Source organism: Micromonospora sp. CNZ285, assembly GCF_004637285.1.
In genome coordinates, this window is sequence record NZ_SPQD01000001.1 from 1,037,602 (window position 1) to 1,052,028 (window position 14,427).

At 74.4% G+C, this 14,427-nt stretch carries 15 protein-coding genes; 10 read left to right on the plus strand and 5 right to left on the minus strand.

Going from position 1 to position 14,427, the window contains the following annotated elements; translation table 11 throughout:
• Positions 1 to 11 precede the first annotated feature (11 nt).
• The 3 genes from CLT75_RS04650 (at position 12) to CLT75_RS04660 (ending at position 2,970) form a co-directional block, all read left to right on the plus strand.
• Positions 12 to 938: a hypothetical protein gene (locus CLT75_RS04650; RefSeq protein ID WP_135239641.1), complete on the plus strand. Its 927-nt coding sequence runs from the start codon at positions 12 to 14 to the stop codon at positions 936 to 938.
• Between the two features lie 182 nt (positions 939 to 1,120).
• Positions 1,121 to 2,344, plus strand: coding sequence for a multidrug effflux MFS transporter (locus CLT75_RS04655; RefSeq protein WP_135239642.1), 1,224 nt, complete (start codon positions 1,121 to 1,123; stop codon positions 2,342 to 2,344).
• A gap of 50 nt (positions 2,345 to 2,394) precedes the next feature.
• Positions 2,395 to 2,970 (plus strand): GTPase domain-containing protein, encoded by a 576-nt coding sequence (locus CLT75_RS04660; RefSeq protein WP_135239643.1) that lies wholly within the window; start codon positions 2,395 to 2,397, stop codon positions 2,968 to 2,970.
• Here CLT75_RS04660 and CLT75_RS04665 read toward each other — a convergent pair whose 3' ends face one another.
• The 3 genes from CLT75_RS04665 to CLT75_RS04675 are packed head-to-tail and all read right to left on the minus strand — an operon-like array spanning position 2,971 to position 5,120.
• The gene (locus CLT75_RS04665) at positions 2,971 to 3,918 is read right to left on the minus strand and encodes an acyltransferase domain-containing protein (protein ID WP_135239644.1); all 948 of its coding nucleotides are present in this window, start codon (positions 3,916 to 3,918) and stop codon (positions 2,971 to 2,973) included.
• Between the two features lie 48 nt (positions 3,919 to 3,966).
• Positions 3,967 to 4,278, minus strand: coding sequence for a TraR/DksA family transcriptional regulator (locus CLT75_RS04670; protein ID WP_135239645.1), 312 nt, complete (start codon positions 4,276 to 4,278; stop codon positions 3,967 to 3,969).
• A 2-nt stretch (positions 4,279 to 4,280) separates the two neighbouring features.
• Complete coding sequence (locus CLT75_RS04675) at positions 4,281 to 5,120, minus strand: rod shape-determining protein (protein ID WP_135239646.1); 840 nt, start codon at positions 5,118 to 5,120, stop codon at positions 4,281 to 4,283.
• A gap of 448 nt (positions 5,121 to 5,568) precedes the next feature.
• On the opposite strand from CLT75_RS04675, the gene CLT75_RS04680 reads away from it, so the two are divergent.
• On the plus strand, positions 5,569 to 5,799 hold the full coding sequence (locus tag CLT75_RS04680; RefSeq protein WP_135239647.1) for a cation:proton antiporter regulatory subunit: 231 nt from the start codon (positions 5,569 to 5,571) through the stop codon (positions 5,797 to 5,799).
• A gap of 42 nt (positions 5,800 to 5,841) precedes the next feature.
• On the opposite strand, the gene CLT75_RS04685 is transcribed toward CLT75_RS04680, so the two are convergent.
• On the minus strand, positions 5,842 to 7,068 hold the full coding sequence (locus CLT75_RS04685; protein ID WP_135239648.1) for a helix-turn-helix domain-containing protein: 1,227 nt from the start codon (positions 7,066 to 7,068) through the stop codon (positions 5,842 to 5,844).
• 94 nt (positions 7,069 to 7,162) lie between these two features.
• Positions 7,163 to 8,107: a hypothetical protein gene (locus CLT75_RS04690; protein WP_135243902.1), complete on the minus strand. Its 945-nt coding sequence runs from the start codon at positions 8,105 to 8,107 to the stop codon at positions 7,163 to 7,165.
• Between the two features lie 191 nt (positions 8,108 to 8,298).
• On the opposite strand from CLT75_RS04690, the gene CLT75_RS04695 reads away from it, so the two are divergent.
• Genes CLT75_RS04695 through mnhG form a run of 6 tightly spaced genes read left to right on the plus strand, consistent with a single transcriptional unit; the run spans position 8,299 to position 14,416 of the window.
• The gene (locus CLT75_RS04695; protein ID WP_135239649.1) at positions 8,299 to 11,133 is read left to right on the plus strand and encodes a Na+/H+ antiporter subunit A; all 2,835 of its coding nucleotides are present in this window, start codon (positions 8,299 to 8,301) and stop codon (positions 11,131 to 11,133) included.
• A complete protein-coding gene (locus CLT75_RS04700; RefSeq protein ID WP_135239650.1) occupies positions 11,130 to 11,597 on the plus strand; it encodes a Na(+)/H(+) antiporter subunit C in 468 nt (155 codons plus the stop codon). The genes CLT75_RS04695 and CLT75_RS04700 overlap by 4 nt, the downstream gene beginning before the upstream one ends.
• Complete coding sequence (locus CLT75_RS04705) at positions 11,594 to 13,165, plus strand: Na+/H+ antiporter subunit D (RefSeq protein WP_135239651.1); 1,572 nt, start codon at positions 11,594 to 11,596, stop codon at positions 13,163 to 13,165. The genes CLT75_RS04700 and CLT75_RS04705 overlap by 4 nt, the downstream gene beginning before the upstream one ends.
• Entirely contained in the window at positions 13,162 to 13,761 is a 600-nt protein-coding gene (locus CLT75_RS04710) for a Na+/H+ antiporter subunit E (RefSeq protein WP_135239652.1), read from the plus strand. Before CLT75_RS04705 ends, CLT75_RS04710 begins: the two co-directional genes overlap by 4 nt.
• Positions 13,758 to 14,021, plus strand: a complete 264-nt coding sequence (locus CLT75_RS04715; protein WP_135239653.1) for a monovalent cation/H+ antiporter complex subunit F — start codon at positions 13,758 to 13,760, stop codon at positions 14,019 to 14,021. The genes CLT75_RS04710 and CLT75_RS04715 overlap by 4 nt, the downstream gene beginning before the upstream one ends.
• Entirely contained in the window at positions 14,018 to 14,416 is a 399-nt protein-coding gene (gene mnhG / locus CLT75_RS04720; protein WP_135239654.1) for a monovalent cation/H(+) antiporter subunit G, read from the plus strand. Before CLT75_RS04715 ends, mnhG begins: the two co-directional genes overlap by 4 nt.
• Positions 14,417 to 14,427: the final 11 nt, after the last annotated feature.

Here is a 14,427-nt window from a genome sequence, read left to right on the forward strand (position 1 = left end):
GAGGAGGAACCATGTCCGTAGCCGACCGGGGAGCAGTCCCGGTAGTCACCGTCGACGCGACACCGCAGGGCCGCACCGCCACGGCCCTCGGCTTCGCCGTGGCGGGCGCGGTGGCCGGGGTGCTGCTCGCCGTCGCCTGGTCGTTCACCTTCGTCGACTCGGTGATCGGCGACAACATCGCCAACTCGCTCCTGGGTCACGACGCCAAGGCGACGGCGATCGGCGGCTCCGTCGCCGGGCTCGCCTTCGCCTTCGTGTCCGGCCTCGCCGGCACGTTCACCGCCTGCAACGTCGCCGCGTTCGGGATGGTCCCGCAGGTCACCAGGGAGACGACGAGGTCCGGACTGCGCGGACTGCTCGCCCCGCTGGGCTGGCTCACCGCCGGGAGCATGGCTGTCGCGCTGACCTACGGCGCCGTGGGCGTGCTGCTCGGGGACCGCCTGCCGCAACTGTCCACCGCGACCACGGCCGGCGGCGTACCGGTGCGGCTCGTGCAGGCGTCCGTCGTCTTCGGGCTGGCCGGCCTGGCCCTGCTCTACCTCGGCCTGGCGGCGTTGAAGCTGGTTCCGGACCCGTTCGCCGGCCGGCCGCGGGCCCGCCTGGTCGCGCTGGGCGTCATCATCGGCGCCTTCCTGATCGGCCGCCCCTTCCCGCTCTTCCACAAGCTCTTCCTCTACGCGGTGGCCGACGACAACCCGGCGTACGGCGCCGCCGTCTTCGGCCTGCAGACGCTCGGCAACATGCTGGTGATGGTCCTCGTCGTGGTGATCGCGTCGAGGCTGACCGGCGGGCGCCTGCTCACCGCCCCGAGCCGGCGCGGCACCGTGCTGTCGGGCGTCGCGCTGGTGCTCGTCGGCGTGTTCCTCATCGTCTACTGGGACGTACGCGTGCCGGCGCTCTTCGGCGTGGGGTGGTTCCCGACCGCGCCCTGGAACTGAGCCTGCCGCACCGGCGGGCAGGCGCGTGACCTGCGTTACCTCTCGCCGAGACGGGAATGTGATCACCGGGGGCGTATTTGACTCACTGTGTGAGTGCCGCACCCTCCCGCGCCCGGTCGCACGACCGGGCCGGGACGCCCCAGACGACAGATGCCGCCCCGACGCCCACCCCGGGTGACCTGATGAGCCGAGGCCAGCGGCTGAAGCTCGTGCTGGTCCTCGGCTCGCTGATCGCCGTGGGTCCGCTGACGATCGACATGTATCTGCCGGCGCTGCCCGCGATCGTCACGGACTTCGCGACCACGTCGGCGGCGGTCCAGTTGACGCTCACCGGCACGCTCGCCGGGCTCGCCGTCGGGCAGCTGCTGATCGGGCCGCTGTCGGACGCGGTCGGGCGGCGCCGCCCGCTGATCGCCGGCCTCCTGCTGCACATCGTGGCGTCGGCGCTGTGCGTGATCGCCCCGAACGTCGCCGTCCTCGGCGTCCTGCGCGTCGTGCAGGGCCTCGGCGTCGCCGCGACCGCCGTGGTGGCGATGGCGGTGGTGCGTGACCTGTTCAGCGGCGCGGCGTTCGCCACGCTGCTGTCCCGGCTGCTGCTGGTGATGGGCGCGGCGCCGGTCCTCGCGCCGACGCTGGGCGGCGGCGTGCTGCGGTGGACCGACTGGCGTGGCGTGTTCGTGGTCCTGGCCGTCTTCGGGGTGCTGCTCGTCGTGCTGGCCACGCTCGCGCTGCCCGAGACGCTGCCGCCCGCGCGGCGCCGGCGCGGCGGAGTCGTCGCGACCGTGCGGACGTACGGCGGGCTGCTGCGGGACCGGGTCTTCCTCGGGCTGGTCCTGGTCGCCGGGCTGGCCATGGCCGCGCTGTTCGCGTACGTCGCGGGGTCGTCGTTCGTGCTGCAGGACGGGTACGGGCTCGACGAGCAGCAGTTCGGCCTGGCGTTCGGCGCGGGCGCGATCGGCCTGATCGGCGCGACCCAGTACAACGTGCGGCTGCTGCGGCGCTACCCGTCGCAGTGGATCCTGGTGACCTCGCTGGCGGCGGGCACGGTGGCCGGGCTGGCCCTGGTGGTGTTCGCCGCGACCGGCTTCGGTGGGCTGCCCGCCCTGCTGGTGTCGCTGTGGCTGGTGCTGGCGGCGGCCGGCCTGGCCATGCCGAACGCCCCGGCGCTGGCGCTGTCCCGCCACGGGGAGGCGGCCGGCACCGCCTCGGCCCTGCTCGGCGCCGTGCAGTTCGGCGTGGGCGCGGTGGCCGCGCCGCTGGTGGGCGTACTCGGCACCGGCGCGGTGGCGATGGCCCTGGTGGTGGCCGGCGGGATGGTGGCGGCACTGCTGGTGCTGCTGGTCGTCGTCCGGCCGTCCCAGCTCGCCGGCCTGGAGGCGGCGCCGGCGGTCGCTGTCGCGCACTGACCCGGCCGCCCCGGATCGCGCCGGGTGCGCTCGGTGCCTACGCTGCTGCCATGACCGCCCCGGCTCGCATCCTGGTCGAGGGCATCCACGGCTCCGGCAAGTCGACGCTCGCCGCGCATCTGGCGCAGCGGTTCGGCCTGCCCTGGTATCCGGTCGACGACCTGCTGTGGGAGCCCGGCTGGGTCGAGGTGCCGGTGGCCGAGCAGCGTCGCCGGATCGAGGCGATCTGCCGGCGCGACAGCTGGATCCTCGACGGCGCGTACCACGGCTGGCGGGACGTGGTCCTCGGCCGCGCCGACCTGGTGATCGGCCTGGACTACCCGCGCGGCGTCTCGTTCCGGCGGCTACTGCGGCGCACGCTGCGGCGGCTGGCCGGCGGGGAGCTGATCTGCAACGGCAACCGGGAGACGCTGCGCAGCGTGCTGTCCCGCGACTCGATCCTGGTGTGGCACCTGACCGGGTTCGGCCGGGCACGCCGACGCCTGCGGGACTGGGCGGCCGACCCGGCCGGACCGCCGGTGCTGCTGTTCGGCGACCAGGCCGCGCTCGACGCCTGGCTGGCCCGCGGAGCGCCGGTGACACCGCATGCCGGTCCGGACCGGGGCGGCCCGCGGCCGCTGACGTGACTACATCGGGAAGCGGCCCCGGCGCCACTGCCAGTGGCGACCGGCCCGGAAGTGGTCGATCACCGCGCGCTGGAGCACGGTACGGCGCGGCAGCCGGTCCAGCGGCGTGTCCAGGGTGCGGAACACGAACCGCAGCACCTCGACGTCGCCGTCCAGGCCGGGCTGCTCCTGGTAGGGCTCCAGGGTGAACCGCCGCTGGAACCGGACGATGTTGGAGTCCTCCGGGAGGTATTCGCGCAACTGCGGGTCGAGCAGCCAGGAGCCGCAGGAGAACGCGGTGTAGCGCTCGCCGGGGAAGTGGCGCGGGAAGAACGCGCGGGCCCGGTCGAGCGACGCGTCGACCGCCGCCGGGGTCAGCGGTCCGGTGTCCGGGATGTGCAGGTCGATCGCCTCGGCGTCGCCGCGCTGGTGCTGGAGCCGGCCCAGCTCGTAGAGGCCGCCGCGCGCGTGCAGCGTCAGCCAGCACTGCATGACCGGCCAGCCCTCGCCGTTCATCCGCCGGTCGACGGCGAGGTTGTTGCCCAGGTCGGCCAGCGTCGCCCAGGACACGTCGTCGGGGACGCCGTGGTCGCGGTGGTAGGCCCGGACCACGTCGACGAGTGCGAGGTACGCGTAGACGTAGAGGTGCCGCCAGGCCGGACCCCGCTCGCGGGGCAGCGCCGGGCCCGGCGGCAGCCAGGCGTGGCCGCCGAGGTCGGCGCGAACCAGGGCGATCGAGCGGTCGAGCAGCCAGCGCAGCTCCGGGGTCCACAGTGGTGAACCCGGTTCCGGCCAGCCCGCGAGGATCTCGGCGGCGTCGTCGGGGCGGACCGCGAGCCGGTCCAGCAGGGCTGGTGCGTCCGCCCGGCCGGGCAGCGGCGCGGAGGGCAGGTCACCGGCGAGCCGGTGCACCCGGTCGACCTCCTCGGCGGGCACGCCGAGCCGGCCGGCGACGTCATCGACATCCATGGCGGTGACGCTACCGGCCGGCGCCTGCCCCGACAGCCCCGCGCGTGCTCAGCGACGTTGCTGGCACGGCACGCAGAAGCGGGCCGAGGGCAGGATCTCCAGGCGGGCGGTCGGGATGTCCTGCCCGCACCGCTCGCAGACGCCGTACGTGCCCTCGGACATCCGCTTCAGCGCCTGGGCGGTGTCCGCGATGCCCTGCCGGGCGGTCTCGACGAGCCGGCGCAGCGTGTCCGGGTCGTGGCCGCCGTAGTCGGGCTGCCGCGTGTGCAGCGTCAGCTCGGTGAGCTGGTCGGTGTACTCGCCGAACTGCCGGTCCAGCAGTTCGCGCAGCGTGTCGGTGCGGTTGAGGGCGTGCGTCATGATCAGGCGCTCCTTTCCGGGCGGCGCGGGGTGTCGTGCGGGTGTCGCAGGGCCGAGATGGCGGCCATGCCGGCGCCGGTCAGCGCGGCGGTACGGGGGGACGCGGCGCGGTGCACCGTCGCGCCGAGCGTGGCGACCAGGCGGGCGGTCACGTCGGGCCGGGTGGCGCCGTCACCGATGACGATCGGGCCACGGGCCAGCGCGTCGCGGACCACGGGCCGTAGCGTCCCGTCCTGCCGCAGCTCGCGTACCAGCCGGGCGGTGGTGTCGGCGAGCATGGCGGCGGTCGTCGCGTGGTTGAGGTCCCGCGTGCCGACGTCGGCCCGGCGGGCGGCGACCACCCGGCCGTCCTCCAGCAGCGCCACCTCGGTGAGCTGGGCGCCGATGTCGGCGACCAGCAGGGTGCCGGCGGCGGCGCCGGCGCCGATGGCGCCCGCCCGGACGCTGTCGAGGAACAGCAGCCGGGACGGCGCGAGCACGGCGGTGAGCACCCGGCGGGTCGCCTCCTGCTCGGCCGGCGCGGCGAGCACCGGACGGCAGGCCACGACCAGCGCGCCGACCGGGACCGGGGTGCGGTGGTCGCGCAGGATCCGCCGCAGCTCGGAGACGCAGGCCGGGCCGTCGATGATCCGGCCGCGCCGCACGACCGGGCTGCGCAGGCCGTGGCCGAGCGGGACGCTCAGCGTCCGGCCCGGTCCGAGCCAGATCCGCAGCAGGCTGCTGCCGAGGTCCACGGCGATCGGCGCCGCGTCGACGGTGACCGGCGGGCGGCTGCCGTGGGAGCGGCCGATCAGCATGCCGGTACGGACCGGTGGGCGAATGGCGGTGACAGGGTGCGGCATACCGACCTCTTTCGGATCAGGGTGCCCAACGGGCGGTGGACGTGCGGGGGAGGGGCGTGGCCGGGGCCGCGGGCGTCGGATTCACTCGACGACGCCGGCGGCCGGGGGCTCAGACGCGCTTCTGGTCGCCGCTCGCAGATCGGGACGCGAGGAGACCGGCGAACACCGGTGGCGGAGCCATCGACGTGCGGGTCATGCTCACCACCTCCTCGCTACTCGGGTACCGCCTCGGACCTCCAGCGTCGCCGGGAACCTCACGCGCGGCACTGCGCGCCACCGGCCAACAAAGGGCGCAATGATTGCCGGTCGCCGGAACCCGGATCCGCCCATACCCCCTGGCTATGGTTGACACATGGAGAACGCGAGCTCAGCTCGAACGTCCACCGCGTCGCCGTAGCTCCGGCCGGCTCCGGCCGGTCCCCGGCGGCCGCGTGCGAAGGAGGTCCCCGTGATCATCGAACGTACGAACCTCCCCGGCATCGGGGTCCGGCACACGCTGGTCACCGAGGAGGGCCGTCGCATCGGGGTGATCGACTACCAGGTGGGCGGCCGGCGCGATGTCGTCCACGACGACCCGGACGACCCGGACCGCATGGTCACGCTCACCCTGACCCGTGACGAGGCGTCGGCCCTGGCCAACCTGCTCGGCTTCCCGGAGCTGGTCGCCGTACCGGCCTGAGGCGCCTGTCACACCGGCGGCGGGCCCGGGCCGGCGGCGGCCCTACGCCGGCAGCGGCCGGCGGGGCCAGTCCAGCGCCCGCGCGCCGAGCACGGCGGCGTGCAGCGTGAACCGGTCCCGCGCGTCGGCGGGGTCGTAGCCGCTCAACGCCCGGATCCGGGCCAGCCGGTAGGTGACGGTGCGCACCGACACGTGCAACCGGCGGGCGGCCTCGGTCGACACCTCGCCGCAGGCGAAGTACTCGGTGAGCGTGTCCAGCAGCGGCTCGGCGCCGCCACGAGCCTGGGCCAGCGGCGTCAGCACCGCCCGCACGAGGTCGACCATGGCGGGCTGGTCGCGCAGCAGCACGCGGTAGATCAGCAGGTCGTGCGCGTCGATCACGGATGCCTCGCTGTGCAGGCGCCGCGCCGTGGTGAGCGCCTCCCGGGCCTCCTCGTACGAGCGGGCGATGCCGTAGACGCCCGGGTGCGGACGGCCCACCGCCACCTGCCACGGCCGGCCCCGCACCAGGCGGTCCAGCTCACCGTGCATCAGCGCGCCGAGGTTGCCGGCCGCGCCGGCGCCGCGGCCCTGGTCGGCGGTGACCGGGTCCGCCGGGGCGATCACCACGAGCAGCCCTTCCTTCGTGGCCACCAGCACGTCCCGGTCACCGAGCCGGTCGAAGATGACCCGCTCCAGCGCGCTGATCGCCGCCTCGGTGTCCGGCAGCCGCCGGCCGGGCGCGGCCAGCGCGACCTGGTGCACCCGGGCCAGGTCCAGGCCGAACGGCTCGGCCCGCTCCACCAGCCCGCCCAGGTCGGAGTCGCCGCGCAGCAGGTCGTCGACGAGTTCCCGGCGCAGCGACTCCTCCCGCCGGACCAGTTCCCGGCGGGCCACCGCGTACCCCTCGGCGAGCGTGGCCACCGCGGTGTCGACCACGTGCAGGACGGCGTCGGCGGCGGCGCGGACCGCCTCGCTGTCGTCGGACCGGTCCAGGTGCGGCAGCTGCCGCCAGACGCGCCGCGCCGCGGACAGGTAGAGACGTACCGCGCGGCCGGCGGAGATCCCCTGCTCGGCGGCGCGCCGGCCCAGCGCGCCGACCGCGTCGAGTTCGGCGCGGCGCGGGCGACGGCCGGTCACCGCCGCGTCGGTCAGCAGCCGCAGGTAGTCGCCGAGCAGCTCCACCGGCACGCCGCCGGCGTCGGCGCCCGCCGCGCGGGCCACCTCGGCCAGCCACTGCTCGTCCTCGCCGCCCGCGGCCGGAGCCGGACGGCGGACGCTGTCGGTCATCGCGGTCCCCCCGGGCGGGGCCGGCACCGGACGCCGGCCCATCGCATCAGCCTAGGCGGGCCGTCCGGCGCCCGGCCCGCGCGCGCCGCCTGTGTCATGCCCGCGACGACGGGTCGATCACCAGCGCCGGGCCGGTGCGCCGCCCGCCCCGGGGCCCGCGGGTCAGCAGCTCCGCCGCCCGCGCCGGGTCGCCGCCGGCGGCCACCTGATCGAGTACGCGCAGCCGGCGCTCGCCGTGCGCGTCGGTGAAGCCGGTGCCGACGACGGCGATCCGGCGGCCGGTGACCGGGCAGGGTGCGGCATGTTCGCCCGGCTCGGTGGAACCGATCGCCGGCCCGGCCGGCACCCCCGCGGGTTCGGCGCGGTCCCCGGCGGCGACGACGAGATCCGGTGATCCGCACCGCGTCGCGCGGACCGATCCGGCGCGGTCCACCTCCACGATCGTGGCCCGCAGGTGCCCCGCCGGGGCGAGGTCGCGGACCACCCGGTCGAGCGCGCCGGCCAGGTGCGGCACGGTGCGCCGCGGTCCGGCGGCGGCCCGGCGGAACGCCTGCTCGATCGCCCGGCGGCCGGCGGGCGTGTCCAGCGCGGCGCCGGTGACAGTGCCGAGCAGGACGCGCAGCCCGCCACCGCGGACAGGTACGGCGGCGCCGATCTCGCCGGCCGTGCCGCAGATCGCCAGCGCGGCGCTTCCCGGCCCGGCCGGCACGGTGAACACCGCGACGTCCGGCGGCGCGGCGGCGCGCGTCACCGCCGCGGTCCGCGTCCGGCGGCGGGCCCAGGCCAGGACCGGCACCACGGCCAGGCCGGCCGCCGAGGCGAGCAGCGCCTGCGGATCACTGCGGTGGCCGGGGATCACCGGTACGACGACGGACAGCGCGACCAGCACGCCCGCCCACGCCGACACCAGCGCCGCCACCCGGGGCCGGGCGGAGACGCCGAGCAGGCCCGGCAGCAGCACCCAGCCGACCGGCGTGCTGACCTCGGCGAGGCCCATCAGCATCGCGTTCCCGGTGGTGCCCGCCAGGGCGGCTCGCATCGGCAGCACGCCGACCACCCTATCGGGGTGACCGCCGGACGCCGACCGGTGTACCGGGCAAAGCAAACCTCACTCCTTACCCGAAACACAGCGCAGCCGACACGACACGTTCGCGTGATTCTCTCGACATACCGCCTCGCCGAATCGCCGGTTAGGGTTGACGTACCGCAGGTCGATCTTGAGGAGTGTGTGTGCTGGTTCTGGTGGCGGTCCATGCGTTCGCAGCCGTGACCGCCCCCGTGCTGGTACGCCTCCTTGGTCGGCGGGCTCTCTACCTGCTGGCGGCCGTCCCGGCGGCGGCCCTGATCTGGGCGGTGACCCGCACCGAACCGGTCCGTGCGGGCCGGCCCGTCGTCGAGACCGTCACCTGGGTGCCGCAGCTCGGCCTGGAACTCGCGCTGCGCATGGGCACGCTGTCCTGGCTGCTGGTGCTGCTCGTCGGTGGGGTCGGCGCCCTCGTGCTGGCCTACAGCGCGCGCTACTTCCGCTCCGACGATCCCGGCCTCGGCCGGTTCGCCGCGGTGTTCGTCGCGTTCGCCGGCGCGATGCTCGGCCTGGTCGTCTCCGACGACCTGCTGCTGCTGTACGTGTTCTGGGAACTCACCACCGTCTTCTCGTACCTGCTGATCGGCAGCGACCCGACCAAGCGGGCCAGCCGGCGCGCCGCGATGCAGGCGCTGCTGGTGACCACGCTGGGCGGCCTGGCGATGCTCGCCGGGTTCGTGATGCTCGGCCAGCACGCCGGCTCGTACCGGTGGTCGGAGATCGCCGGGAACCTGCCCGAGGGCGGCTACCTCACCGTCGCGCTGGTGCTCGTCCTGCTCGGCGTGACCAGCAAGTCGGCGATCTTCCCGTTCAGCTTCTGGCTGCCGCGCGCGATGGCCGCGCCCACGCCGGTCAGCGCATACCTGCACGCCGCCGCGATGGTCAAAGCGGGCGTCTTCCTGGCCGCGCTCATGGGCCCGGCGGTGGGCCAGACCACCGTGTGGCGCGGCGTCCTGCTGGCCGGCGGCCTGATCACGCTGTTCCTCGGCGGCTGGACGGCGCTGCGGCAGGTCGACCTGAAGCTGCTGCTGGCGTACGGCACGGTGAGCCAGCTCGGCCTGCTCATGGTGATCCTCGGCGCGGGCACCCGGGACACCGCGCTGGCCGGCGCCGCGATGCTGCTGGCGCACGCCCTGTTCAAAGCCACACTGTTCCTCGTCGTCGGCGTCGTCGACCACGTCACCGGCACCCGTGACCTGCGCGAGCTCAGCGGCCTGGGCCGGCGCGCGCCGGTGCTGGCGGCGGTCGCCGGACTCGCGGCCGCCTCGATGGCGGGCCTGCCGCCGCTGATCGGCTTCGTGGCCAAGGAAGCCGCGCTCGAGGCGTTCCTGCACGGCGGCGCCACCGAACTGGTCGTGCTCGCCGGGGTGGTGACCGGCTCGGCGCTGACCGTCGCGTACACCGCGCGGTTCCTCTGGGGCGCGTTCGCCGCCAAGCCCGGCGTCGCGGAGACCCGGCCGCACCGGATCGAGCCGGCCTTCATCGGCCCGGCGGCGGTGCTCGCCCTCGCCGGCCTCGCGGTCGGCGTGCTCGCCCCGGCGGTGGACCGGGTGCTGGCCCCGTACGCCGATCAGTTCCCGACCGCCGACCCCGGCTACCACCTGGCCCTCTGGCACGGCCTGACCCCGGCGCTGGGCCTGTCGGCGCTGGCGGTGACCGCCGGTCTCGGGCTGTTCCTGCTGCTGCACCGGCGCCGGCCCTACCTGCCGCGGCTGCCGTTCGACGGCGCCACCGGCTACGACCGGCTGGCCGGCGCGGTCGACCGCGCCGCGGTGGAGCTGACCGGCGCCACCCAGCGCGGCTCGCTGCCCTTCTACCTCGGCGTCATCCTGCTGGTGCTGGTCGTGCTGCCCGGCGGCGCGGTGCTCGCCGGCGCGCCGTGGGCCCGGCGGTTCCAGCTCTGGGACACCCCGTTGCAGGCGGTCGCCGGCGCGGTCATCGTGGTCGCGGCGCTGGTGGCCGCGCGCGCCCGCCGCCGGCTGACCGCGATGATCCTGGTCGGCGTGACCGGCTACGGCACGGCGCTGATGTTCATCCTGCACGGCGCGCCCGATCTCGCGCTCACCCAGTTCCTGGTGGAGACCGTCACGATCGTGATGTTCGTGCTGGTGCTGCGGCGGCTGCCGCGCCGGTTCTCGGCCCGCCCGATCCGCGCCACCCGGCGGTTCCGGGTCGCGCTCGGCGTCGCCGTCGGCGTGGTCACCGCCGGGATGGCGTACGTGGCGGCGGGCAGCCGGACCGCCACGCCGATCTCGGTCGGCTTCCCGGAGGAGGCTGTCTCCTACGGCGGCGGCAAGAACGTCGTCAACGTGACGCTCGTCGACATCCGGGCGTGGGACACGATGGGCGAGATCGCCGTGCTGGTGGTGGCCGCCACCGGCGTGGCCAGTCTGATCTTCCGCGGCTCCCGCGCGCTGGACCTGCGCAGCGGCATCCCCGGCGCGGGCCGGCAGCAGTCGTCGCGCCCGCGCTGGCTCACCAGTGGCGCGACCTCCCGGCAGCAGTCGGTGATCCTCCAGGTGGTCACCCGCCTGCTCTTCCACGCCATCCTGCTGTTCTCGATCTACCTGCTCTTCTCCGGCCACAACGCCCCCGGTGGCGGGTTCGCCGCCGGGCTGGTCGCCGGGCTGGGGCTCGCCGTGCGATACCTGGCGGGCGGGCGTACCGAACTCAACGGCGCCGCGCCGGTCGACGCCGGCCTGGTGCTCGGCGCGGGCCTGTTCGTCGCGGTCGGCACCGGCGTGGCCGCGATGCTGCTGGGCGGCGAGTTCCTGCAGAGCGCGACGCTCGACTTCCACCTGCCACTGCTGGGCCACGTGCACTTCGTGACGTCGGTCTTCTTCGACGTGGGCGTCTACCTGATCGTGGTCGGCCTCGTCCTGGACATCCTGCGCAGCCTGGGCGCCGAGATGGACCGCCAGGAGGAGGTCGACGAACAGGAGACCGAACCGGCCGGCGTACGGGAAGAGGAGCTGGTGTGAGCCCGAACATCCCCAACCTGGTCTACGTCGTGGTCATCGGCGTCCTGTTCGCCACCGGCGTCACCCTGCTGCTGGAACGCAGCCTCACCCGCGTCCTGATGGGGGTCATCCTGCTCGGCAACGGCGCCAACCTGCTGCTGCTCACCGGCGGCCGGGCCGGCGGCCCGCCGATCGTCGGCACCACCGCCGAGGAGGACATGTCCGACCCGCTGCCGCAGGCGATGGTGCTGACCGCGATCGTGATCACGCTCGGCATGACCGCGTTCCTGCTCGCGCTGGCCTACCGGAGCTGGCACCTCAACGGGCACGACGAGGTGCAGGACGATGTCGAGGACCGCCGGATCATGGTGCTGGCCGACCGGGACGAGGGGCCGGGCACCTCCGACTCCGACACCGCCGACACGCTCGACGGCAGCCCCGAGGCACGGGTGCTCGCCGCCGGTGAGGCGGAGGCCCTCCGATGACCTGGCTCGTCCCGCTGCCCGTGGTGATGCCGCTGCTCGGCGCCGCCCTCACCCTGCTGCTCGCCCGCCGGGCCCGCGCCCAGCGGTGGGTCAGCATCATCGTGCTCACCGCCACCGTCGCGGTGGCCGCGATGCTCCTGGTCCGCTCCTCGCTGGACGGCCCGCTCGTGGTGGAGGTGGGCGGCTGGGCCGCCCCGATGGGCATCGTGCTCGTCGCCGACCAGCTCGCCGCGCTGATGCTCGTCGTGTCCGCCTCGGTCACCCTGTGCGTGCTCGTGTACTCCATCGGGCAGGGCATGGCCGACGGCAACGAGGAGACGCCGCTGTCGGTCTACCACCCGACCTACCTGGTGCTGACCGCCGGCGTGTGCAACGCCTTCCTCTCCGGCGACCTGTTCAACCTCTACGTCGGCTTCGAGATCCTGCTCGTCGCCAGCTACGTGCTGCTGACGCTCGGCAGCACCGAGACGCGGATCCGGGCCGGCACCACGTACGTCGTGGTCAGCCTGCTCTCGTCGCTGATCTTCCTGGTGGCGATCGGCCTGGTCTACTCCGCCACCGGCACGCTGAACCTGGCGCAGCTCGCCGACCGCCTGGACGCGCTGCCCGACGACATCCGCCTGGTGCTGCAGGGCATGCTGCTGCTCGCCTTCGGCATCAAGGCGGCGGTGTTCCCGCTGTCCGCGTGGCTGCCGGACAGCTACCCCACCGCGCCCGCGCCGGTGACGGCGGTCTTCGCCGGTCTGCTCACCAAGGTCGGCGTGTACGCGATCATCCGCACCGAGACGCTGCTGTTCCCCGGCGGCCGCACCGCCGACCTGCTCATGGTGATAGCGGCGCTGACCATGGTGGTGGGCATCCTCGGCGCGGTCGCGCAGTCGGACATCAAACGGCTGCTGTCGTTCACGCTGGTCAGCCACATCGGGTACATGCTGTTCGGGGTCGGCCTGACCACCCCGCTCGGCCTGTCCGCGGCGATCTTCTACGTGGTGCACCACATCACCATCCAGACCACCCTGTTCCTCGCCGCCGGCCTGGTCGAACGACGCGGCGGCAGCACCGCGCTGGACCGCCTCGGCGGCCTGGCCCGGCTGTCACCACTGCTGGCGGTGCTGTTCTTCGTGCCCGCGCTGAACCTGGCCGGCATACCACCGTTCTCCGGGTTCCTCGGCAAGCTCGGCCTGGTCCAGGCCGGCGTCGACGACGGCGGGTTCCTGGCCTGGTCGCTTGTCGCCGGGGGACTGCTCACCAGCCTGCTCACGCTCTACGCCATCGCCCGGGTGTGGAACCTCGCCTTCTGGCGGGCACCGCACGCGGACATGCCGGAGCCCGGTGACGCCGAGCAGGCGGCCCGCACCGACGGCGCCGAGCAGCCGCACGACGGCCCGTCGCCGGCCGGAGCGGTGCTGCCCCGGCTGATGACCGTGTCCACCGCCGCCCTCGTGGTGCTCGGCCTGGCGTTGACGGTGGTGGCCGGGCCGCTGTTCGACATCAGCACCGACGCCGCCGACGACCTGTTGCGCCGTGCCCCGTACGTCGAGGCCGTGTTCCCGGAGGGACCGCCGTGACCAGTCAGCCGAAAGCGCCGCTGACCCGCCGTGACCGCTGGCGCAACCGGGCCATCGCGGTGACCGGCCTGGTCACCGTCTGGGTGCTGTTGTGGGGCACCTTCAGTTGGGCCAATGTGATCAGCGGACTCGTGGTCGCGGCAGTGCTGCTGGTGGTCTTCCCGCTTCCCCCTGTCACGTTCGCCGGCCGGATCCGGCCGGTACCGCTGCTGCGGTTCGTGGTCCGCTTCCTGTACGACCTGGTGGTCGCGTCCGCCCAGGTGGCCTGGCTGGCCGTCCGGTCCGGGCACCCGCACTCGGCGATCATCGCGGTGCGCCTGCGGGTGAACACCGACCTCAACCTGACCCTCAACGCCGAGGCGCTGTCGCTGGTGCCGGGCAGTCTCATCCTGGAGGCCGACCGGAGTACCGGGACGCTCTACGTGCACGTCATCGGAATCCGGAGCCCCGACGAGGTGGAACGGTTCCGGCGCAGCGTGCTGGAGCTGGAGGCGCGCATCGTCGCCGCCGTCGGCTCGGCCGAGGAGCGCGACCGGATCCGCCACGACGAGGCCGAACCCGCCGGTTCGGTCGAACTGGAAGGAGCACCGACGTGACCGTCGTCGCCGTGATCGTCACCGCGCTGCTCGTCGCGGCCGGTGGACTCACCCTCGTCCGCATCATCCGCGGGCCGTCCATCCTCGACCGGGCCGTCGCCACCGACGTGCTGCTCGCCGTCGCGGTCGCGGCCATCGCCACCGAGGCGGCCTACAGCCGGGACGCCACCGCGCTGCCGGTCCTCGTCGTCCTCGCCCTCGTCGGCTTCGTCGGCTCGGTGAGCGTCGCCCGGTTCGCGTCCCGGAGAAGCACGAAGTGATGATCGACGCGATCCTGGACATCGTCGCCGGCGTCTGCCTGATCGCCGGCGCGCTGCTCTGCCTCGCCGCGGGCATCGCGCTGGTCCGCTTCCCGGACGTGCTGTCGCGGATGCACGCGGCGGCCAAGCCGCAGGTGCTCGGGCTGCTGCTGGTGCTGCTCGGCTGCGCGCTGCGGCTGCGTACCGGGGTGGACATCACCACGCTGGTCCTGGTCGGCCTGTTCCAGCTCGCCACCGCCCCGGTGGCGGCGCACATGGTCGGGCGGACCGCGTACCCGCACGACGACATCCGGCGGGACCTGCTGATCACCGACGAGCTGGCCGACCACATCGACCGGATCCGCGCGGACCGGGCCGGTGAGCCGGAGGAGACGACGCCGGTCCGCACGTCCTGACACTCCGTACG

Excerpts from the sequence above, each read along its gene's own strand:
- CLT75_RS04665 (WP_135239644.1), bottom strand. The coding sequence starts at position 3,918 with ATGGATGTCGATGACGTCGCCGGCCGGCTCGGCGTGCCCGCCGAGGAG.
- CLT75_RS04650 (WP_135239641.1), top strand. The coding sequence starts at position 12 with ATGTCCGTAGCCGACCGGGGAGCAGTCCCGGTAGTCACCGTCGACGCG.
- CLT75_RS04705 (WP_135239651.1), top strand. The coding sequence starts at position 11,594 with ATGACCTGGCTCGTCCCGCTGCCCGTGGTGATGCCGCTGCTCGGCGCC.
- CLT75_RS04685 (WP_135239648.1), bottom strand. The coding sequence starts at position 7,068 with ATGACCGACAGCGTCCGCCGTCCGGCTCCGGCCGCGGGCGGCGAGGAC.
- CLT75_RS04675 (WP_135239646.1), bottom strand. The coding sequence starts at position 5,120 with ATGCCGCACCCTGTCACCGCCATTCGCCCACCGGTCCGTACCGGCATG.
- CLT75_RS04690 (WP_135243902.1), bottom strand. The coding sequence starts at position 8,107 with ATGCGAGCCGCCCTGGCGGGCACCACCGGGAACGCGATGCTGATGGGC.
- CLT75_RS04660 (WP_135239643.1), top strand. The coding sequence starts at position 2,395 with ATGACCGCCCCGGCTCGCATCCTGGTCGAGGGCATCCACGGCTCCGGC.
- CLT75_RS04655 (WP_135239642.1), top strand. The coding sequence starts at position 1,121 with ATGAGCCGAGGCCAGCGGCTGAAGCTCGTGCTGGTCCTCGGCTCGCTG.
- CLT75_RS04670 (WP_135239645.1), bottom strand. The coding sequence starts at position 4,278 with ATGACGCACGCCCTCAACCGCACCGACACGCTGCGCGAACTGCTGGAC.